Source organism: Nocardia sp. NPDC004604 (assembly GCF_040609795.1).
Taxonomy (GTDB): Bacteria; Actinomycetota; Actinomycetes; order Mycobacteriales; family Mycobacteriaceae; genus Nocardia.
This window is the reverse complement of the sequence record NZ_JBEXLC010000150.1, coordinates 1-21,757: the sequence shown is the minus strand read 5'-3', so window position 1 is coordinate 21,757 and position 21,757 is coordinate 1. Positions and strand designations below refer to the sequence as shown.

Genomic DNA, 21,757 nt, shown 5'->3' with positions numbered 1-21,757 from the left:
ATCCGCGGATGCGGCGCGAGCAGGTGCTGTTCACCTATCTGCATCTGGCCGCGTCGCGGGAGTGCACCGATGCGATTCTGCGGTCGGGTATCACCGCGATCGCCTATGAGACGGTGCGGGCGGCGGATGGGTCGCTGCCGCTGCTCGCACCGATGAGTGAGGTTGCGGGCAAGCTCGGGCCCCAGGTCGGCGCGTATCACCTGATGGCGCCGCTCGGGGGCGCCGGGCTGCTGCTCGGCGGGGTGCCCGGGGTGCCTCCGGCGGATGTGGTGGTGCTCGGCGGTGGTGTCGCCGGTACGAACGCGGCAACCGTCGCGGCCGGGATGGGCGCGAAAGTCACTGTGCTGGATACGAATTTGACGCGCCTGCGCGAACTCGACGCGCTGTTCCAGGGGCGGGTCTCGACGGTGGCTTCGAATGCGGTCGAGATCGAACGGGCGGTGCTCGGCGCGGATCTGGTGATCGGCTCGGTGCTGGTGCCCGGTGCGCGGGCGCCGAAATTGGTGTCCGAGGAGCTGGTCCGCGGTATGCGTCCCGGCTCTGTGCTGGTCGATATCGCTATCGACCAGGGCGGCTGCTTTGCCGGTTCGCATCCGACCACGCATGCGAATCCGACCTTCCGCGTGGCGAATTCGCTGTTCTACTGTGTGGCGAATATGCCGGGCGCGGTGCCGCATACCGCGACCCTCGCGCTCATCAATGCCACCATGCCGTATGCGCGCGCCATCGCCGATCACGGGTGGCGCGAGGCGTGCACCGAGCATCCTGATCTCGCGCATGGGGTTACCGCAGATAAGGGGCGGTTGCTATCGGCGGAGGTCGCGGCGGCGCACGGGTATTCGATATCCGAGCCGGTGTGGTTGGCGGGCTGACGGCTCGACGCGGACAGATGATGATAAGGGCGAGATCGGTGACGGCGGAATACCTGCGGCGGGCATCGGTATTGGTGATCACCTTGCTGCTGGTGCTGCTGCCGTACTCCGGTGCGGCGGTCGCGGCGCCGATGGGCGTCGATCCGGCCGCGGTGGACCGGTATATGTCCGAATACCTTTCACGGACACGGTTGCCGGGGGCTTCGATCGCCATTACACATGGGGATCGGGTGGTGTATGTCGCGGGGTACGGTCACGATTCCACCGGTTCGGCCATTACCGCGACGACGAGAATGCCGATCGCCTCGGTGAGCAAGTCCATGACGGCATTGGCCGTGCTGCAATTGGTCGACGCGGGGCGGGTGCGTCTGGATGCGCCGGTGCGTCAGTACCTCACGGACTTTCGGCTGGCCGATTCGCGCGGTGATCGGATCACGGTGCGGCAGCTGCTGAATCAGACCTCGGGCATGTCGGATACTGCATTTGCCGATCTGCGGCGGCCGCAGGCGGATTCACTGGCGGGGGCGGTCGAGCGACTACGGACGGCGAAATTGGCCGCCGATCCGGGGACGCGATTCAACTACCACAATCCGAACTATCAGGTCGCCGCTCGGTTGGTCGAGGTGGTCAGCGGGGAACCCTTCGCGGACTATCTGCGGCGCAATGTGTTCGGGCCCATCGGGATGCGCGACAGTACGTCGGTGGATACGGCACGCGCGGCCGGTGATGTGACGCACGGATACATTCGGGCGTACGGGTTCGCGATACCGGTCGCGGAGCCCGATTGGTTCGTCGGCGGTAGCCACGGTGTGATCACTACGGCCGCCGATCTGGCCAGGTGGCTGATAACTCAGAACGATGGCGGTCTGGCGGCGGACGGACAGCGGGTTGTATCCGCTGCGGCGGTGGCCGAGATGCACACACCGTCCGCGGTGGGCGATGGCGACTACGGAATGGGCTGGCGGCGTGCGCAATCCGATCACGGGGTACAGCTCTCGCACAACGGCGATTGGTTCACCTATACCGCTGAACAGGTGCTGTTGCCCGACACCGGATACGGGATTGCCGTGATCGCCGATACCGGTATGTCGCTCGAGGATGATCCCGGGATCATCGCGCAGGGGTTGGTCGAGCTGACCCGGGGCTCGACGCCGGATGTGCACCGTCCGTGGAGCATCTGGGCGGACTGGGGCATGGCGCTGTTGACGCTCGGGACGGTCGGTTTCGGTGGGTTCTGCCTGCTGCGATCGCGCCGGTGGGCCGACCGGCAGACCGCTCGACCCCCGTGGTCGATCGCACTGCGGCAGCTGCCGTACCTGGCTCCGATTGTGATCTTGGCTGTGCTGCCGCAGCTCGCGGGGCTCGTCTTCGGGGGGAGGGCCGGAACCTTCCTGCAGGTGACCTATGTGTGGCCGGCTCTTGTGGTGTTTCTCGGCATCGCTGCGCTAGCGGGTGTGAGTGTTCTCCTCGCGCGCGTGGTCTGGGTCATCGTGTTGCGGCGCAAGCGATCTGGGGGAGATGCGCAGCGAGAAGCGTCGGTTGCCGAGGCGTCTGCCTGAGCGGCGGTGTCGGACGGCGGCCCGCACATGGGGATGTGCGGGCCGCGTGGACTATTCGGCGTTCGGGCCGAGGTACCAGTCGGGGGCGCCTTCGGTGGGGAGGTCGTGCAACTTGTCCGGATTGCGGACGACATTGATGGCGGTGATGCGGCCGCTGTCGATGGTGAAGGCGAAGACGCCGATATGGGTGCCGTCGAAGACGACCAGACCGGGCGTGCCGTTGACCAGGACCGCACGGCCCCAGGCGCCCGCCGCGGATGGTGCGTGGTACCAGCCGAGCAGCATCTTCGCGATGAGTTCGGCACCGTGCACCGGCTGCCGGATCGCGGGGACCTTACCGCCGCCGTCGGCGGTGAGGCTGACATTGGCATCGAGTACGCCGAGCAGTGCGCTGAGGTCACCGGAGCGCCAGGCGACCGCGAAGGCGGAGACGACCTTCTCCTGCTCGTCGGGCGAGGCCGGGAAACGGGGTGTGCCGTCCTCGACGCGCTTGCGGGCGCGCGACGCGAGTTGTCGCACGGCCGCCGGGGTGCGGCCGACGACCTCGGCGACCTCGGGACCGCTCATACCGAACACATCCTGCAATACGAATGCGGTGCGCTCGGCGGGCGAAAGGGATTCCAGTACGACCAGCAGCGCCGTGGTGACGCGCTCGTCCTGGGTGATCCGGTCGGCCGGGTCGTCCCAGCTGGTGACCTCCGGTTCGGGCAGCCATTCGCCGACGTACTGTTCGCGGCGGGCGCGGGCCGAGCCGAGCTGATCGAGGGCGAGACGGCCGGTGACGGTGGAGAGCCAAGCGCGCAGATTCTCGATCTTGCCCACGGTCCCGGCCTCGTACTGGCGCTGCAGCCGCAGCCACGCATCCTGCACCACATCATCGGCATCGGTGAGACTGCCGAGCGTGCTGTAGGCGAGCCGGCGCAGATACGGCCGGTGCTCCTCGAAACGCCGCGCCAATTCGGCCTGGTCGATCGGTTCGGAGGCGGGCTGGTCTGCGGTCACTGTTCTCGCCGTTCGTTGGTCCGGCCCCCTCGGGGGTGAGTTTATGAGTCGTCATCACGATGACGAAACAGGGCTAGCGAGTGTGACATCTGAGTCGCGGTGGCGCATTGCGTGGGTCGCGCGGGTGGCTGGGTTGCCGCCGTGGGCGCTGCGAGCTCGGCCGCGGGATTCCCGGCCTGGGATTCCGACTGCGGCGAGAGCTTGGCATCCAGCGAAGTATGGATCGATCACTGTCGGGGTCCGCGCGATGTTGCCAGGTTCGCTGGGGCGCGTGCGTTGTGGGGAGGCGGGGACCGGATACCCTCGCCGGGTGCGAATGGGGACCTCGACGGCAGTTGGGCTGGTGCTCGGCTACGCGCTCGACCGTGCGTTCGATGATCCGCAGCGGTGGCATCCGGTGGCCGGATTCGGTTCGGCGGCAAGTGCGCTGGAGCGGGTGACCTATGCCGATCGGCGGTCGGCGGGGGTGGTGCACGAGGTGTTGCTGGTCGGTGCGGTGACGGCGCTCGGGATCGGGCTGCGTCGTGGCGGGGTGGTGGCGACCGCGCTGGCGACCTGGACGGTGCTCGGTGGGCGCAGCCTGGCGCGCACCGGGCGGGATATGGCCGATCGCCTCGAGTCCGGTGATCTGACGGGTGCGCGGGCATTGCTGCCATCGCTGTGCGGGCGCGATCCCGAGGCGCTCGATGCGGACGGATTGGCCCGTGCCGCAGTGGAATCCATCGCGGAGAACACCTCCGACGCGACGGTGGCCCCACTGCTGTGGGGTGCGGTCGCCGGGACGCCGGGGCTGCTCGGATACCGCGCAGTCAATACGCTGGACGCGATGATCGGCTACCGCAACGAGCGCTACCTGCGCTTCGGCTGGGCCGCCGCCCGCGTGGACGATCTCGCGAATCTGTTGCCAGCCCGCGTCACCGGCATGCTGACCGCCGCCTTGGCGCCCATGGTCGGCGGACATCCCGCCGACGCGCTGCGCGTCTGGCGGCGCGGCGCATCCGAACACCCGAGTCCCAATGCGGGCGTGGTCGAGGCATCCATGGCGGGTGCGCTCGGCGTCCGTCTCGGCGGCCGCACCCAATACCGCTACGGCACCGAATTGAGACCCACCCTCGGCGACGGCCCGGCACCTCGGGTAGCGGATCTGCGTCGGGCTGTGCATATGTCAGAGGCAGTCCAGGTGGGCGCTGTTCTCACGGCTGCCCTTTGGTCGGTCCTGCGGCGCTGACGCCGAGGTCGCGCACGGCTCAGCGGGTGCCGCCGTAGCGGTCGGCGAGGCGCTGTTCGTTGGTGGCGGCCGGTGCGGGGGTTTCGGTCGGGGTCGGTTCCGGAGCCGCCAGGGTCTTTTCTTTGCGGCGTTCGCGGATTTCGGCGTAGACGAAGTAGCCGAGGCCGAGGGGCGCCATGATGCCGAAGGCCAGCCATTGCAGGCCGTAGGAGAGGTAGGGGCCCGCGTCGAGTTGGGGCAGCGGCGTGGGGGTGAAGGCGCCGGGCTGGTTTTCGCTGAGTTGCAGGTAGCCGCCGCGTTCGCCGGTGGGGATCGCGGTCAGTGGCTCCTGCAGGACGGCCATTTCCTGGGTGGTGTCCACCGAGTACACCTGGCGGTAGCCGTCCTGGACCAGCGGCTCCTTGCCGGGGGTGATGCCCTCCGACATCCGGATTCGGGCCTCGATCCGCTGCGGACCGGTCGGCGGGTCGGAAATCTGCGGTGGGCGGGATCCGTCGACGGCGGCGACCAGGCCGCGGTCGACGAGCAGGATGCGGCCGTCGTCGAGCTTGAAAGTGGCCAGTACCGAGTAGCCGGGGGCGCCGTCGAGGTGGCGCAGGCGGACCAGCGCCGTCGAGTTCGGCAGATAGCTGCCGGTGGCGATGACGCGACGCCATTCGGCGTGCGAATCGGTGCCCTGGTCGTCCAGGACGGTGGTGATATCGATCGGGGCGGCGTCCACCGAATCGGCGATCAGTTGGTTGCGGTGCGAGGTGGTGGTGTTCTTGCCGAGCTGCCAGGGGGCGAGCACGGTGAAGCAGAGGTAGGCGAAGGCCGCCACGAGAACGGCCAGGATCAGCCAGCTCGGACGCAGGAGGAAGGTCAGTCGGCGCATCACGCGTGTCCGTCGTGGACGGGATTGCAAGAGACCGCCTGGTCTGATTCGCCGAGATCTGCTCCGCGGGCTGTGCTCGGCTGGGTACCCGTGTCGTCACCGGACCGGGCAGCTCTTCGGCCTTGGATAGCGACGCCAAGGGGCGCGTCGGCTTCGAAGTCATCGGTGGACGTGCCGTTGCGAGCGGCGAGGGTGCCTCGGACCCAGTCCAACAATCCGGGAATGGCGGCGGCTATCTGGTCGTGGACCAGGTCGAAGTCGGCGGTGTCGCCGTAGTAGGGGTCGGGGACGTCGAGGGAGTCGGCGTCCGGGTCGAAGCTGCGGAGCAGGCGGCGGCGATCCGATGGGATGCCGAGCATGGCCAATCGGCGTTCGTGGCCGGAGTCGAGGGCGACCAGGAGGTCGGCGTCGCGGTGCTGGTTGCCGAATTTCGCGGCCACGTGACCGGTCGGATAGCCGTGGCGGCGCAGTGTCGCGTTGGTGCGGTCGTCGGCATCCTCTCCGACGTGCCAGCCGTCGGTGCCCGCGCTGCTGACCCGCACGCGGTCCGCGAGCCCCTCGCGGTACAGGTGGACCGCGAACATCTTCTCCGCCATCGGCGATCGGCAGATATTGCCGGTACAGACGAACGACACGTGCAACTCACCCACGACAGCCATTCTGGCCGGTCGCCCTGATGAGCCGCCACGTAGGGTGTTTTCTCGTGCCGGATGAACAGGTCGATCGCGCGAAACTGCGTCACCACGGTGACGCCGACGCGCGCCCCGGCATGCTCGATTTCGCGGTGAATGTGCAGGGCGGTGCGCCGCCGGACTGGCTGCGCAACCGGCTGGCCGCCCGACTCGACGACCTCGGCCGCTATCCGAGCGCGGCTGACGAATCCGCCGCGCGCCGTGCGGTGGCGGCCCGACACGGCCGTACCGCCGAGGAGGTGCTGCTGCTGGCCGGTGCGGCCGAGGGTTTCGCGATGCTGCCCCGACTCGCACCCCGGCTGGCCGCAGTGTTGCATCCGTCGTTCACCGAACCCGAACTGGCGCTGCGCGAGGCCGATATTCCGGTCGCCCGCGTCGTCCTCGAACCGCCGTACACGCTGGACCCGGCCCTGGTGCCCGCCGCGGCCGATCTGGTGGTACTCGGCAACCCGACCAATCCGACGTCGGTGCTGCATCGCGCCGACACCATCCGGGCGCTGCGCAGGCCCGGCCGGATCATTGTGGTCGATGAGGCCTTCGCCGATGCGGTCCGCGGTGAACCACAGTCGTTGGCCGCCTCGACCGATCCGGACATCCTCGTTCTGCGCAGCCTCACCAAAACCTGGGCGTTGGCTGGCCTGCGCTGCGGCTACTTCCTCGGCGCACCCGACGTCCTCGCCCGGCTGAACCACGGTCGCGCGCACTGGCCGCTCGGGACAGTGCAACTCGAGGCGATCATCGCGACCGCCGAGCCGAATGCGGTGGCCGCCGCCCAGCAGCGTGCGCGGACGATCGCCGTCGACCGGGATTCGATGATCGAACGACTGACCGCGCTGGGAGTGCAGGTTCACACGCCCGCCGATGGGCCGTTTCTGCTGCTGCGCGTGTCCGATGGTGAACTCCTGCGGAAACACTTGGCGGACAAGGGAATTGCGGTCCGCCGCGCGGATACCTTCCCCGGACTCGGACCCGACTACATCCGTGTTGCCGTCCGCGGTGCAGCCGAGGTCGATCGGCTGGTCGCCGGTATTCGTGCATCGGGGATTTGATGTCGGCCGGGACGGGGTGTGTCAGGACATGGATGGAGTGGAGGTAGGCGGATCGTGACGACGCTGGCGGAACTTATCGGGGTGCTCGACGCGGCTTATCCGCCGAAGTTGGCGGAGTCGTGGGATTCGGTGGGGTTGGTGTGCGGGGATCCGGGGGATGCGGTGACTCGGGTGCTGTTCGCCGTGGATGCCACGGCGGCGGTGGTCGATGAGGCGATCGACTGGCGGGCACAGGCTTTGGTGGTGCACCATCCATTGCTGTTGCGCGGGGTCGACAGCGTCGCGGCCGATACGCCCAAAGGTGCGCTGCTGCATCGGCTCATCCGGTCCGGATGTGCGCTGTTCGCGGCGCATACCAATGCCGACTCCGCTGATCCGGGGGTTTCCGATGCGCTCGCGGCGGCGCTCGGGCTCACTGTCACCGGTCCATTGGATTCGAAACCGCAAGCCGCCGTGGATAATTGGGTGGTGCAGGTGCCGCGCTCACATGCCGATGCGGTGCTGGCGGCGCTGTTCGCGGCCGGTGCGGGTGGTAGCGGAACCTATCGCGACTGCGCTCTCCGAGTGCCGGGAATCGGGCAGTTCCGTCCGGTTGCGGGGGCGAATCCGGCGGTCGGCGCGATCGGGGAATTGCAGCGGGTCGACGAGGATCGCCTCGAGGTCATCGCGGCACCCTCGGCGCGTGCCGCCGTACTGGCGGCACTGCGGGCCGCCCATCCCTATGAAGATCCCGCCTACCACGTCACCGAGCGCGCCGCGCTGCCATCGGGACTCGGCATCGGTCGCGTCGGCGTACTGCCCGAACCGGAGTCCTTGCGCGAGTTCACCGCTCGGGTTGCCGCCGCATTGCCCGCGACGACCTGGGGCGTTCGCGCGGCCGGTGACCCGGACCGGATGATCCGGACCGTCGCCGTCTGCGGCGGCGCGGGCGACTCCTATCTGGATACCGTGACGCGCCTCGGCGTGGATGCCTACGTCACCTCCGATCTGCGCCACCACCCGGTCGACGAACACCTGCGCCGTGGTGGTCCGGCGGTGATCGATGCGGCGCATTGGGCGACCGAATTCCCTTGGTGCGCACAGGTGCAGACGGTGGTGCAGACCGCGCTACCGGACCTCGAAACCCGCGTGTCCACGCTGCGCACCGATCCCTGGACGGTCAGCGTCACCGTGTGACGCACACCCTGATCAACGCGCACGAGCCCGAACTATCCTGTGCGGCGGCGTGTTCGGGGCGTGTCGTGACTGTTGCCGGGAGTGGTGTGCCGTTCAGCTGAGTCGACGCACCGGTACGGGGTACAACTACCGCATGAACTTCCCGGTGGACTTCGGGATCGTGCAGATCGGGCTGATGCTGGTCATCCTGGTCGCGGTCGCGTTGCTGATATCGGCGCTCGTGATGGTGCGCAAGGTCGGTTTGCGGGTTTTGATCGGGCGCGGGGCGGGTGGACTGGTGCTGCTGGTCGTCGCCGTGCTCCTGTTGTGGGTGGTGACGCTCATGCAGACCTTCCTCGGGTTGAGCGGGGAGATCAAGGCGGCACATGTGGTGGTGAGTCAGGTTGCGGGCCAAAACCATCGGCTCGAGGTCGACCTCACCCTCTACGGCGACGAGGACCATCCCGACAAGCACGAGAAATATCAGGTCGAGGGCGATCTGTGGGTGCTGCAGGCCAATATCGTCGAACTGAAGCCCTGGGTGAACGCCCTCGGCTTCCACTCCGGCTACAAGGTCACGCGCCTCTACGGCCAGCGCCTCGACGGCGTCGCCACCACTCAGAACCAGATCTTCGTCAATGGCGATGATCAAGACTTCTTCAACGATATGAGCAACCACAGATGGTGGACCGACCCCTTCGTCCGCTCCGCCTACGGCAATGCCGTCATCGCCACACCCGGCACCTACGACGTGTTCATCTCCCGCGACGCCATCAAAACCCGAGCCCCGGGAAGCTGAGGCAAAGCTCGGGGCGCTGGTGAAGGCCGCCGCGGGCGGCCCGTCAGGGGGCGGGCGAGTTCTGGACCGGGCCGCGTAGTCGTCAGTCGATCGGGTTCACTCGTGACGCCCGCTTCGCGGTCACCGCGGGCGGGAAGCCGCGACTGCCGAAGACCGGCGAGGCGAAGGTCGTCACGGGAATTGCCGTCCGAGCCTCCGAACGTGGATCGAACATACGTGCGAAGGATCGGACCGAGGTCGCTGTGGCTCACGCCACGGTCGCCGATATGCGCCGCGACTTCGTGCATGAACCGATGACGTGGCCTCGGACCGAATCACCCACCATTCGGGGTACGGTTGAAGACTGGTATCGCCGCCCCCGCGGCTCACGTGCCCCCATCCGTCCATAGTGTCCAGGAGTTTGTCCGCGTTGAATGTCGAACCACCTGTCCAGGCCAAGCTGCTCCAGCTCGCCGCTGTCGACGCCGAACTGACGCGGATAGCGCATCGGCGCACCGTGCTGCCCGAGCAACAGGAGGTGGCGCGGCTGGAGACCGAGCGGAATGCGCACAAGGATGCGGCGGTGGCGGTCGAGATCCTGCTCGACGATCTCGACCGCGATATTCGCAAGCTGGAGGGCGAGGTCGAGGCAGTACGCAAGCGCGAAGAGCGCGACCGCGGCATGTTGACCGCCGGTTCGGTGGGCGCCAAACAGCTTTCGGAGATCCAGCACGAGCTGGGCAGTCTGGAGCGGCGCCGGTCGGTACTCGAGGACGAACTGCTCGAGGTGATGGAGCGCCGCGAGGCGTCGGCATCCGATCACGATCATGCCGGTGCGCGGCTCACCAAGACCGAACAGGATCTGGCCGACGCGCAGCGGCTGCGCGATGAGGCGCTGGCGGATCTCGATGTGGCGCAGGGGCGTTGCGATGCCGATCGCAAGGATTTGCTGGTGTTGTTCCCGGCCGAACTGCTGAGCATCTACGACCGTCAGCGCAGCCAGCACGGTGTCGGCGCGGCGCTGTTGCAGGCGCGCCGATGTGGTGCGTGCCGGATCGAACTGGACCGCGGCGAGATCTCGCGGATCGCCAAAACCGAGCCCGATGTGATCGTGCGGTGCCCGGAATGCGGTGCGATCCTGGTGCGTACCAAAGAGTCGGGTTTGTGAGGTTTCCGGTGCGGGTATCAGTACCCGCGTCGGTTCCGCTACCGGCGGCGGGCGGTCCAACGAGGCCGGGTGGTCGAAGAGGACGAGGGGAACAATGACCCAGCGCGAGGTGATCGTCGAGGCCGACGGCGGTTCCCGGGGCAATCCGGGTCCGGCCGGTTACGGTGCGGTCGTCTTCGATGGCGATCACATCCGGATCCTCGCCGAGCGCAGGGAATACGTCGGCATCGCCACCAACAATGTCGCCGAATACCGCGGGCTCATCGCGGGTTTGGAGGCGGCGGCCGAGCTCGGAGCTCGGATGGTGTCGGTGCGGATGGACTCCAAGCTGGTCGTCGAGCAGATGTCCGGGCGCTGGAAGGTCAAGCATCCGGCCATGATTCCGCTGGCGGACCGGGCACGCAGGCTGGTCGCCGGATTCGACACGGTCACCTTCACCTGGATTCCGCGCGCCGAGAACTCCCATGCCGACCGGCTGGCGAACGAGGCAATGGATGACGGCACGCTGATCGGCGAGGTGCATGCCGCCGAACGGCAGCTGCTCGATGCCGGGGCGGTCGCCGCCACGGTGGCGGAGGAGGTGCGCGATGCCGAAGAGCAACTGTTGAGCTGGACCGACGAAACTTCCGCACGCGGCGCCGAGGAGCACTTGCCGAGCTGGATCGACGAAGCCAGGGACGCGCAGTCGACCGCGGCCGATGCCCGAGTCGCCGAGGGCGACGAGCCGCCGACCGCCGCCGAAAAGGCACCCGGCTGGACCGGCGCGACCGGCCGCCCGACCCGCTTTCTGCTGCTGCGCCACGGTCAGACCGCGCTTTCGCTCGAGCGCCGCTACTCCGGCCGCGGCAATCCGCCGCTCACCGACCTCGGCCGCGAACAGGCCGCCCGCGCCGCGAAGATGCTCGCCGCGAAGGGCGGTATCGCCGCCGTGGTCACCTCCCCGCTCGGCCGCGCCAGGGACACCGCCGAAGCCGCCGCAACCGCACTCGATGTGCCCGTGCGCGTCATCGACGGCCTCATCGAAACCGACTTCGGCGACTGGGAGGGCCTCACCTTCGGCGAAGCCGCACAACGAGATCCGCAACTACACGCTCGCTGGCTCGGCGATCCCTCGACGCCAGCACCGAATGGCGAGAGTTTCGACCAGGTCCGCGAACGCGTGGAGGCGGCCCGCCGCGATCTGGTCGCCTTGTATCCGGGCCAGAACATCGTGGTGGTGAGCCACGTGACTCCCATCAAGACCCTGCTGCAACTCGCGCTCGGTGTCGGCCCGTCGCTGCTGTATCGCCTGCATCTGGACCTGGCATCGCTGTCTATCGCCGAGTTCTATCCCGATGGCGGATCCTCGGTTCGGTTGGTCAACGACACGTCCTACCTCTGAGAGGTTTGGGCATCCGACCAATCCCTACTTTCTGCAAAGCGTGAATTATGGCGCATGGCAACGGATTCGGCCTGTCGAAACGGCCCCTTTGGGGTGAATCTCACACGGTAACGTTTCAGACACGCGGATAGCGGTAGGCTTCGGGTCGGTCAGGCACAGGCATCCCGCCCGCCTGTCTGGTCGGGGATGACATCGGTCTTCGAACAGTGCTGCTCGGGGGGATGAGAGCCGACGAGCAACGTGGCTCGGTGGTCGCTTCGAAAGGTGAAGGCGTCCTGTGCTGTCCAGTGGGTCGAGGGAAGCGCAGGTTCGAATGAGTAGTCCGGTCAAGGTTGTCGTGCTCGGTGCGGGGATCGGAGGGCTCACCACGGCCGCCGCATTGCGACAGGCGGGCTTCGCGGTCGAACTGTATGAAGCTGCCCCCGAACTGCGCGGCCAGGGATTCGGACTTTCGGTGCAGGCCAACGGCATCCACGCGCTGCGCGCGATCGGTCTCGGCATCGAGGAGGAACTGTTCGAGCGCGGCGGCAAGGTCGAGACCTTCCGCTTCAACAACCCGGACGGCACGCCCATCCGGGTGCTCCCGGTGCACCGCCAGGACGAGCGCCTCGGTGCGGCGAGCGTCGCGCTGCATCGCAAGGATCTGCACGCGGTGCTGTTGCGTGCGATCGGCGACACCCCTACTCATGTCGGCGCACAAGCGACTCGGTTCATCGATGACGGTGACCACGTGCGCGTCGAATTCGCCGACGGCCGCGTCGCCGAGGGCGATCTGCTGATCGGCGCCGACGGCATCCACTCCGTGGTGCGCGCGCAGCTGCACGGCCGCGCCGAACCGCGCCCCGGCGATTTCGTCGCCTGGCTGGCCTGTATCCCGTTCGAACATCCGGCCGTTCCGCGCGGCTACTCCGCCCACTACTGGGGCACCGGAATGCGTTTCGGCATCCATGACATCGGCCACGGCCGGGTCTACTGGTGGGGCACCATGACCATGCCCGGCGATGCGGCCGCCGATTGGCAGGGGACCAAGGAAGATCTGCAGCGGCTCTACGCCGACTGGGCGCCCGAGGTGCGCGCCTGCATTGATCAGACCGAATGGGCCGATGTGCTCGCCGTGCCCTGCCAGGACCGTCCGCCGCTCGCGGGCTGGGGCCGCGGTCGGGTCACCCTGCTCGGTGATGCCGCGCATCCCATGCTGCCCAGCCTCGGTCAGGGCGCCAACTCGGCCATCGAGGACGCGGTGGTGCTGGCCCACTCGCTGCGGACCTCGCTGGATCCCGTTGCGGGCCTGCGTCGTTACGAGCAGGTGCGCGCCGAGCGCACGGCCATGTTCGTCAATGGCTCGTGGTCGCTCGGCAAGATCGAGCAGACGACCGATCCCAAGCTGGTGAAGGTGCGCAACACCTACTTCCGGCACGCGCCCACCGAATTCTTCCTGCGCGAATTGGCCAAGCCGATGTCGTTCCCGCCACTGGCCGGACCGACCGCGCGGCTGCCGCGCTCGCTGTCCCCGGTGGAACGCTGGCACTGGATCGCCGATCAGCTCGCGCCGCTGCACATTCTGGCCCGGGTGCGGGTGCACGGGTCGATCACCGCCGAGCAGGTCCGGACCGGACTCGATGCGGTGCAGCGCCGACATCCGCTGCTCGGTGTCGCGGTGGCGGCCGAACCCGACGGCACCGCACCGCGTTTCGTCCCGGTGCCGACACCGATTCCCTTGCGCGTTATCGAAAACGCGGATGCGCAGAGCTGGCTGACCGAGGTGGACGAGGTCGAACTGCGCGAGCCGTTCGACTGGCACGGCGGCCCGCTCGCGCGCGCCGTGCTGATCACCGATTCCACCGGCGAGACCAGCGATCTGGTCATCACCCTGCACTACGCGATCGCCGACGGCGAGAGCGCGATGTCGGTGGCAAAGCAGGTGCTGCAGGTCGCCGCCGGAGAGGGTCCCGAACTCGAGCCCGCCCCGGTCCGGCCGGGTCCGGAGGCACTGTTCCCGGCGAAGTTCCAGGGCGCCAAGGGCTTCGGCCGTACCGTGGGATCGCTGCTGCGCGATCAGAAGTCGCAGCTCAAGCGTCCGCGTCGACTGGAGCCGACCGAATTGGCCGCGCCAGCCGAGCGGCGCAGCCGGGTCGTGCACCGCAGCCTCGACGCCGATCAACTCGACGCACTGAGCGCCGGTTGCGAGCGCAATGGTGTCGGCCTGCAGGCCGCGCTCTCCGCGGCGCTGCTCATCGCGGCGGCCCGAGAGTCGGGCACCTATAAGGAATCCTGGTACACCGTCGGCAGTTCGGTGAACTTTCGCGACCACCTCGATGGTGCGGTCGCCGATACCGAGGTCGGGACCTATCAGGGCATGATCGCGACTCCGGCGAAGTACGCGCCATGGGCCTCGCTGTGGCAGATCGCCGGCGAGATCGAGCGCGAGTACGGCGCGCGGATGGATCGTCGCGATCACCTCGCGGCACTGAACCTGTTGCAGGTCGCCGCACCGAAGTCGGTGGCCGCCAGCGCATCCACGGTCAAGCTGATGGACACCCGCGGTCCGGGCCACCTGTGCATGACCTACCTGGGCCGCTACTCGTTCCCGGACAAGATCGGCTCCTGGCAGCTGTCGGGCGCGCAATTCGTCTCCGGCATGTCGGTGAGCGGCTTCACCATGGCCACCGCCAATGCCACGCACGGCGAATTGTCGTTCAACCTCGGCTATGTCGAGCCCGCGATATCTCGCGAGCGCGCGGAACGTCTCGCCGATGAGAGTGTGCGCGCACTGCTGTCGGTGATCTGACAATGCGGGCCGTCCGCGCCCGCCCATAGACCGCGAATCCCGGTATCGAGGGCGATGCCGGTAATTCGCGCTATCTGAAAACTGGATACAAGTGGTAACTGCTTTGCGTTCGGCGTCGACAGGGGTGGGTCCTGGACAGGTTTGCGCACGGTATGTGCCGCGATCGTCGCGATAGGAGTGACTGTGACGTCCGAAATCAGCGCAACCCCGGAAAGATCCACCGAGGCCTGGCCGGTCAGCGCGTATCAGCGCGATGTGCTCGGCCTGGCATTCCGGCTGGCGCCCGAACCCGTTGCCCAACAGACCTATAGCCTGCGCATGGATGAGCCGCTGGATATCGAGCGGTTGCAGGCCTGCTGGCGGCGGGCCCTGATGAGCGATGACGCGCTGCGACTGCGCTTCGCGTTCGACAACGGCGAGTTCCGCCAATGGATTTCCGATGACATTCCGCCGGTCGAGGTCATCGATCTCACCGGTGCGCCCGATCCGGAGACCGCGGCTCAGGAGTGGCTGTGGCGCGAGGTCGGCGCGCCGGAGCGGCCGGAGCGGCCCGCCCGGCTGGCCGCGGTGGTGGACCGGCCGGACCGGTTCTTCCTGTACATCTCGGTGCATCACGCACTGGCCGACGGCTATGGCATGAATCCGGTCATCGCCACGCTCGATACCAGCTACAAGCTGAAAGACGTACCACTCGACCAGCTCGCGGTACCGGAACCCGCCAACGAGCACACCGATCGTTCGGTGGCCACCTACCGGCGGATCATCGAGGACGATGAGGCATACCGGGCCTCCGAGCAGTACCAGGCCGACCGCGACGGACTGCTGGCGGCACTCGACGGTGTCGAGCCCGCGCTGTTCGACAACCGGACCAACTCGCCGAGAATCGCACGCGGACACTACAGCACGATGATTTCGGGGGAGTACCTCGACCGTGTCCGCGCCACCGGCGTGACCGTCTTCGCCTATCTGACCGCCGCGGTGGCGACCTATCTCGCGACGATCCACCGCACCGACCAGGTGGTGATCGGCTGCCCGATGCTGAACCGGCATTCCGCGGAGACGTACCGCACGCAGGGGCACCGAGCCAATGTCGTGCCGCTGCCGGTGCGCGTCGACCGGGACGTGCCGCTCGCGGCAATCGCGCAGCAGGTGACCCAGCAGATTCGGAAGCTGAAGAAGCATCAGCGATTCCCCTACGGTGAGCTGACCCGTGCGCTGAATCCGGATCCGGCCGCGCCGCCGCTGTACGACGTCGCCTTCTCCCACACCAAACTGCCCGATGCCGACTATGTCCACGAGCTGCTCTCGAAGTGGACGGTGCACAATCCGGGTTCGGTGACCAATGCGCTGACCATCGTCACCGCGGAGAACGGCAGGGACGGCTCGATCAGCCTCCAGTTGTTCTACGACAAGGACGTTTTCGACGCGAGCTTCCCGATCGAATCGGCGCTGCGCGGCGTCGGTGAGCTGGTGACCGCATCGCTGGACCGGCCGGAGACCCCGGTGGGTGCGCTGCCATTGCTGTCGCCGCGGATGCGTGCCGACGTGGCGGCCCTCGAGGTGGGGCCACGCAACGAGTTCCCCTACACCACCATCGATCGGCTCTTCACCGAACAGGCCGCCGCGCATCCGGATCGGGTGGCCATCGTGCCCGCCGCCGGTTCCGGTGAACAGCGGCTGACCTACGCCCAATTGTCCGGTTTGGTGGATGGTTTCGCGGCCCGGCTGCACGAGCTCGGCGCCACCGGGAACGAATGCATTCCGGTGGTCCTGCCCCGTTCGACGGATATGTTGATCGCGGTGCTCGGCATCCTGCGCGCCGGTTGCGCTTATGTGCCGCTCGATCCTGACTATCCGGCGGCGCGCATCGAGACGGTGCTCACGGACTGCGATGCGCGGTTCGTGGTCGCCGGACGCGAGCATGCGCGGGTCTACGCTGACCTGGGCGTCACCCGCGTCACGGTGTCCGACACCGTGCCCGGCAGCGTCGAAAACGTCTCGCATCCACACGATCTGAGCTATCTGATCTACACCTCGGGCTCGACCGGCGTGCCCAAGGGCGTGATGATCGAACACCGCTCGGTGGTCAACCGGCTGACCTGGATGCAGCGCCGCTATCCACTGGCCGCCGACGATGTCATCCTGCAGAAGACGCCGGTCACCTTCGATGTGTCGGTGTGGGAGTTGTTCTGGTGGGCCATCACCGGGGCCGAGGTCGCACTGCTCGAGGTCGGCGGCGAGCGCGACCCGCGCCGCATCGCCGATGCCATCGAGGCGCATGCGGTGACGGTCATCCATTTCGTGCCGTCCATGCTGGCCGCATTCGTGGACGAGCTGGCGGCCGATCGCACGATCGTGCCGCGCATCGCCGGTCTGCGCCGGGTGTTCTGCAGTGGTGAGGCGCTGCCGCCCGCCCTGGTCCGCCGCTTTCACGCGGCCTTCACCGCGGTGGGCCAGCGGCCGCCGCAGCTGGTGAACCTCTACGGCCCGACCGAAGCCACCGTCGATGTCTCGTATTTCGACTGCCCGGACACCGGCGATGCGCTCGATGTGGTGCCCATCGGCCGTCCGATCGACAATATCGATCTGCTGGTCCTGGATGAATCCGGACGCCGCATGCCCATCGGGGTGCCCGGTGAACTCAATATCGCCGGTGTCGGCCTCGCCCGCGGATATCGCGGCCGCCCCGATCTGACCGCCGCCGCCTTCGTCGACGACCTGTCCGTGCCCGGCCGCCGCCGCTACCGCACCGGCGATCTGGCGCGCTGGCTGGCCAATGGCAGCCTGGAGTATCTGGGCCGCTTCGACGACCAGGTGAAGATCCGCGGCAATCGGATCACCCTCGGCGAGGTACAGAACGCGATCCTCGGCTGCCGGGGCGTACGCGCCGCGGCCGTGGTGGACGAGCAGTCCGACACCCACGGACTGCACCTGGTCGGCTACTTCGTCGGCGATGCGGTGACCGGCGAGGAGATCGCCGAACAGATCGCGACCCGCCTGCCCCGCTATATGATTCCGACCCGGCTGCTGCGGGTGGACCGGATTCCGTTGACGCGCAATGGCAAGGCCGACCGCAAAGCGCTGGCCCGCGAGGCGGCGACCGCCGAGCAGGTGGACGTCATCGGCGCGGTCGAACCGCGCACACCGGTCGAGGCCGAGCTGGCACAGGTCTGGCGGACCGTGCTCGGTATCGACTCCATCGGTGTACACGACAACTTCTTTACCCACGGCGGCGACTCGATACTCGCGCTATCTGTGCGCACCGCCGCCGAGCGGGCCGGGATGTACTTCGATGTGGACGCCTTCTATCAGCATCCGACCATTGCCGAACTGGCCGGGATCGTCTCGGATGGTCCGGACGGCAACCGGATTCGGATCGTCACCGCACTGGAGACGGTGCCGCTGATCGACCGCGCCGCGCTGCACCAGGCCGAGGACGCATTCCCGGCCACCGCCCTGCAGCTCGGCATGCTGTTCCACAGCATCGAGCGCGCCGATTCGGTGACCTACAAGGACGTCTTCCGCTACCGCCTCGAAATGCCATGGGATGTCGCGCGATTCCGCGCCGCATTCGACCGGCTGGTGCGCCGTCAGCCCGCTTTGCGCTCGTCGTTCGAGCTGAGCAAGTACTCGGTGCCGCTACAGGTCGTGCACACCGCGATCGAATACGACCTGGAGATCGTCGATATCTCCGATCTCGATCCGGTACTCGCCGATCAAGAGGTCGAGGACTACACCCAAGAGCGCAGGCACGCCCACTACGACCTCACCCGCGCACCGCTGCATGCCGTGCGGGTGTTCCTACGTCCGCTCGAAAGTGCTGGCCAGACCGTCGATCTGGTGCTCAGTTTCCATCACGCGATCCTCGACGGGTGGAGCGTCGCGACCGCGGTGCTCGAGCTGTTGCTCGACTATCTGAACATGTTGGGGCTGATCGAAACCGGTATCGATGACACCCCGCATGCGACCACCGTGCTCGCCGAATACGCACAGGCCGAAATCGCAGCGGCGCACGATGATTCGGCCCGTGCGTTCTGGCGGGAGGCGCTGGCCGGTGCCGAACCGACGGCACTGACCGCATTGGGTGTGCACAGGGGTGCCGGGGCGGAGGAACCGCGGGCCAGTGCGGTGGTGCCGCGCCGGCTCGCCGAGCGGGTGACCGCCTTCGCCGCCCGGCACCAGGTGCCCGAGAAGGCCGTCTACCTGGCGGCGCACTGCCTGACGCTGCGCACGGTGACCGGCCGCGCCGATATCACCACCGGCGTCGTCAGCCACGGCCGTCCGGACCGGGCGGGCGCGGAAAGCATTGCGGGCCTTTTCCTCAACACCCTGCCGATGCGGCTGGACGATACCGCGACCACCTGGCGCGCGGCCGTCGACCAGATCGCGCGCCGGGAGCGCGAGGCGTATCCGCACCGGCGCTATCCGCTGCGGTCGATGCTGGCCGATGGCGCCCCCGCCTTCGAGACGGCGTTCAACTTCATCAACTATCACCTCTTCGCACCGATTGTCGGCGCGGACGGCGTCGCACTGCGCGATTTCGACGTTCGCGAGGACACCAACTTCCAGCTCCTGGTGACCGTGGCCAACGATCCACGGGACGGCCGAATGTGGGTGCGGGTCAATGGCGATCACACGCTGACCAGGGATCAGTGCGAAACCGTCGCGGTCACCCAGTTGCGCATGCTGGCGAGCATCGTCGCGGATCCGGATGCCGCAATCGATCGCAGCACCGGTCCGGCGACGGCCCGTGATGTCGGCACGCTGGTCGCCGACGCGGCCGCACTCAATCCGGATACGGTCGCCGTACAGGGCGACGAATCCGGCATCACCTACGACGAACTGATCGAACGCAGCGATCGACTTGTTCGGCGGCTCAGCGGCTTCGGCATTCGGACCGGCGATCGCATCGGCATTCTGATGGGCCGTCGCCCGGAGCTGGTACTGCTGGTACTCGCGCTCATGCGGCTCGGCGCGGCCTGCGTGCCGCTCGATGTCAGCTATCCGCGGTCCCGGCTGAACCTGATGATCGACCGCGCCGACCCGCACCGGGTGATCGCCGACGCCGACTACGCCGATATCGTCGACAATGCCGCGCTGGTGTTGGATACCGCCGACCTGTTCGACTCGACGGCCGCGGACAGTCGCGCGGAAGCCGCTGCCCCGGAACATATCTCACCCGATGCGGTTGCCTATGTGCTGTTCACTTCCGGCTCCACCGGCGAACCCAAGGGTGTCGCCATGCCGCACCGCGGGCTGACCACACTGGTGGACTGGCAGAACCGCAGCGCATCGGGCATGGACCTGGCCAGCACACTGCAATTGGCGCCCTTGAGTTTCGACGTGTCGTTCCAGGAGATCTTCACCACCCTGGCCGCGGGTTCCACGCTGCGGGTCAGTTCGGTGGATCTGCGCTCCAATGTCGAGGAACTGCTGAATACCGTTGTCGCGGAGGGAATCGAGCGACTGTTCCTGCCCTACGTCGCACTGCAGGCCTTCGCCGAAGCCGTGCTGGCCCGACGGATGTTCCCGGTCGATCTGAAGGTGCTCGCCTCCTCCGGTGAACAGCTGCGCATCACCGACGAGATCCGCGCTCTGTGCGAGGTGGTGCCCGGCCTGCTGCTGGAAAACCAGTACGGCCCAACGGAATCCCACGTCGCGACCACCTGCACGCTGACCGGCTCGCCCGATGACTATCCGTCGCTGCCGCCCATCGGCCGCCCGGTCGACGGTGATACCGTCGAATTGCTCGACGGCGCACTGCGCCCGGTGGCCGATGGCGTGATCGGTGAGATCTACCTGGGTGGTCGTTCCCTCGCACTCGGCTACCAGGGCCGGGCAGCACTGACCGCGCAGCGTTTCGTGGCCGCGCACGGCGGCGCGATCCTCTACCGCACCGGCGATCTCGGTGTCCGGCTGGCCTCCGGCGATCTGGTCTGCCTCGGCCGCAGTGACAGCCAGGTGAAGATCCGCGGGTTCCGGGTGGAGCCCGCCGAGGTGGAGCTGTGCATTCTCGGGCTGGCCGAGAAGTACCCGGCCATCACCGAAGCGGCCGTGGTGGCACGGGGTTTCGGTGGAATCGATGGTGCCCTGATCGCATTCCTGGTCGGCGACGCCGAGCAGACCGATCTGGCCGCGCTGCGCCACGATCTGCGCGGGGTACTGCCCGCGCATATGGTGCCGTCCCGGTTCGTCTTCCTCGACGAACTGCCCCGCACGCCGAGTGGTAAGCGCGACGACGGCGTACTGCGCTCGATCGTCGATGCCGTACCGGAATCGGTTGCCGCGCAGCGGGAACCGGCCGACGAATACGAACGCACCGCCGTCGAACTGCTGGCCGAATACGCCGGTCTGCGTTCGATCGGACTCGACGACGACTTCTTCGCCTCCGGCGGCACCTCCATCGGCGCCATGCGGGTGGTGATGGGGCTGTCCCGGCGATTCGGCGTCGAGTTGCCGCTGGATTCGTTCATCGGCGCGCCGACGGCCACCGAACTCGCGGCGCTGATCCGCTCCGGCAATACCCAGCGCACCTTCGACCCCCTGGTGCCGATCAGCGTCGGCGGTCATAAGCCGCCGTTGTTCCTGGTGCATCCGATCGGTGGAAATGTGCTGTGCTACTTGGCCCTTTCCCGCTATCTCGATCCGGATCGGCCGATCTACGGCCTGCAGGCCGCCGGAGCGGACCCGGGCAGCGCGCCGGAGAAGTCGATCGTCGCGATGGCGGAGTCCTATCTGGCGGCGGTGCGTCGGGTGCACCCCGAGGGGCCGTACCACCTGGCGGGCTGGTCCTTCGGCGGCAATGTCGCTCTCGAAATGGCGCGTCAGCTGCCCGAACACGAAGTGGCCAGCGTGACGCTGCTCGATACCATGGCGTTGCGGCAGCAGGCCCGCGAACCGATCGCCGAGGAGCAGCTCATCCGCTGGTTCTTCAATGAATTGCTGTGGTACGCCCGCGGAAATCAGGCCGCACTCGTCGATTTCGAACCCGATGTGCACGGTTCCGAGGAACTGTTCGAGGCAATGCTCGCCGAGGCGATCAGATCCGCGATCCTGCCCGCCGACAGCTCACCGCAGGCCATCCGCAGGCTCTATGACGTGTTCTACGCCAATTACACGGCGCTGCTGGAGTACCGGCTCGAACCCTATGACCGCGATATCACCCTGCTGCGGGCCGAACAGGGCCTGCCGCCCGGTGTCGATATCGCGCA

Annotated in this window: 12 protein-coding genes and 1 pseudogene; 10 read left to right on the top strand and 3 right to left on the bottom strand. The window is 67.6% G+C overall.

The features are described from left to right. Together ald and ABZW16_RS35790 are read left to right on the top strand one after the other, a co-directional pair. A partial coding sequence (gene ald / locus ABZW16_RS35795) for an alanine dehydrogenase (protein ID WP_354960555.1) occupies positions 1 to 872 on the top strand: 872 nt, incomplete at its 5' end. Positions 873 to 910: 38 nt separating this feature from the next. Then, entirely contained in the window at positions 911 to 2,431 is a 1,521-nt protein-coding gene (locus ABZW16_RS35790) for a serine hydrolase domain-containing protein (RefSeq protein ID WP_354960554.1), read from the top strand. Between the two features lie 51 nt (positions 2,432 to 2,482). Here the strand turns inward: ABZW16_RS35790 and sigJ are convergent, their stop codons facing one another. Continuing rightward, complete coding sequence (gene sigJ / locus ABZW16_RS35785) at positions 2,483 to 3,433, bottom strand: RNA polymerase sigma factor SigJ (RefSeq protein WP_354960553.1); 951 nt, start codon at positions 3,431 to 3,433, stop codon at positions 2,483 to 2,485. Positions 3,434 to 3,749: 316 nt separating this feature from the next. Between sigJ and ABZW16_RS35780 the strand changes: the two genes are divergently transcribed. Beyond that, a complete protein-coding gene (locus ABZW16_RS35780) occupies positions 3,750 to 4,661 on the top strand; it encodes a cobalamin biosynthesis protein (RefSeq protein WP_354960557.1) in 912 nt (303 codons plus the stop codon). A gap of 19 nt (positions 4,662 to 4,680) precedes the next feature. On the opposite strand, the gene ABZW16_RS35775 is transcribed toward ABZW16_RS35780, so the two are convergent. Continuing rightward, positions 4,681 to 5,535 (bottom strand): SURF1 family protein, encoded by an 855-nt coding sequence (locus tag ABZW16_RS35775; protein WP_354960552.1) that lies wholly within the window; start codon positions 5,533 to 5,535, stop codon positions 4,681 to 4,683. Positions 5,536 to 5,732: 197 nt separating this feature from the next. Further along, a pseudogene (locus tag ABZW16_RS35770) lies at positions 5,733 to 6,194 on the bottom strand (low molecular weight protein-tyrosine-phosphatase); the annotation flags it as partial. 44 nt (positions 6,195 to 6,238) lie between these two features. Between ABZW16_RS35770 and cobC the strand changes: the two are divergent. The 7 genes from cobC to ABZW16_RS35735 form a co-directional block, all read left to right on the top strand. Beyond that, positions 6,239 to 7,276, top strand: coding sequence for an Rv2231c family pyridoxal phosphate-dependent protein CobC (gene cobC / locus ABZW16_RS35765; RefSeq protein ID WP_354960551.1), 1,038 nt, complete (start codon positions 6,239 to 6,241; stop codon positions 7,274 to 7,276). Between the two features lie 54 nt (positions 7,277 to 7,330). Next, positions 7,331 to 8,452, top strand: coding sequence for a Nif3-like dinuclear metal center hexameric protein (locus ABZW16_RS35760; protein WP_354960550.1), 1,122 nt, complete (start codon positions 7,331 to 7,333; stop codon positions 8,450 to 8,452). 133 nt (positions 8,453 to 8,585) lie between these two features. After that, positions 8,586 to 9,230 carry a hypothetical protein gene (locus tag ABZW16_RS35755; protein WP_354960549.1) on the top strand — a complete coding sequence of 215 codons (645 nt, stop codon included), beginning with the start codon at positions 8,586 to 8,588 and terminating at the stop codon, positions 9,228 to 9,230. Positions 9,231 to 9,639: 409 nt separating this feature from the next. After that, the gene (locus ABZW16_RS35750) at positions 9,640 to 10,377 is read left to right on the top strand and encodes a C4-type zinc ribbon domain-containing protein (RefSeq protein ID WP_354960556.1); all 738 of its coding nucleotides are present in this window, start codon (positions 9,640 to 9,642) and stop codon (positions 10,375 to 10,377) included. Positions 10,378 to 10,471: 94 nt separating this feature from the next. Next, positions 10,472 to 11,758, top strand: a complete 1,287-nt coding sequence (locus tag ABZW16_RS35745) for a bifunctional RNase H/acid phosphatase (protein ID WP_354960548.1) — start codon at positions 10,472 to 10,474, stop codon at positions 11,756 to 11,758. Between the two features lie 313 nt (positions 11,759 to 12,071). After that, positions 12,072 to 14,546, top strand: a complete 2,475-nt coding sequence (locus ABZW16_RS35740; RefSeq protein WP_354960547.1) for an FAD-dependent monooxygenase — start codon at positions 12,072 to 12,074, stop codon at positions 14,544 to 14,546. A 183-nt stretch (positions 14,547 to 14,729) separates the two neighbouring features. Beyond that, on the top strand, positions 14,730 to 21,757 hold a 7,028-nt coding region (locus ABZW16_RS35735; protein WP_354960546.1), incomplete at its 3' end, for an amino acid adenylation domain-containing protein.

Excerpts from the sequence above, each read along its gene's own strand:
- ABZW16_RS35745 (WP_354960548.1), top strand. The coding sequence starts at position 10,472 with ATGACCCAGCGCGAGGTGATCGTCGAGGCCGACGGCGGTTCCCGGGGC.
- ABZW16_RS35755 (WP_354960549.1), top strand. The coding sequence starts at position 8,586 with ATGAACTTCCCGGTGGACTTCGGGATCGTGCAGATCGGGCTGATGCTG.
- ABZW16_RS35780 (WP_354960557.1), top strand. The coding sequence starts at position 3,750 with ATGGGGACCTCGACGGCAGTTGGGCTGGTGCTCGGCTACGCGCTCGAC.
- ABZW16_RS35775 (WP_354960552.1), bottom strand. The coding sequence starts at position 5,535 with ATGCGCCGACTGACCTTCCTCCTGCGTCCGAGCTGGCTGATCCTGGCC.
- ABZW16_RS35740 (WP_354960547.1), top strand. The coding sequence starts at position 12,072 with ATGAGTAGTCCGGTCAAGGTTGTCGTGCTCGGTGCGGGGATCGGAGGG.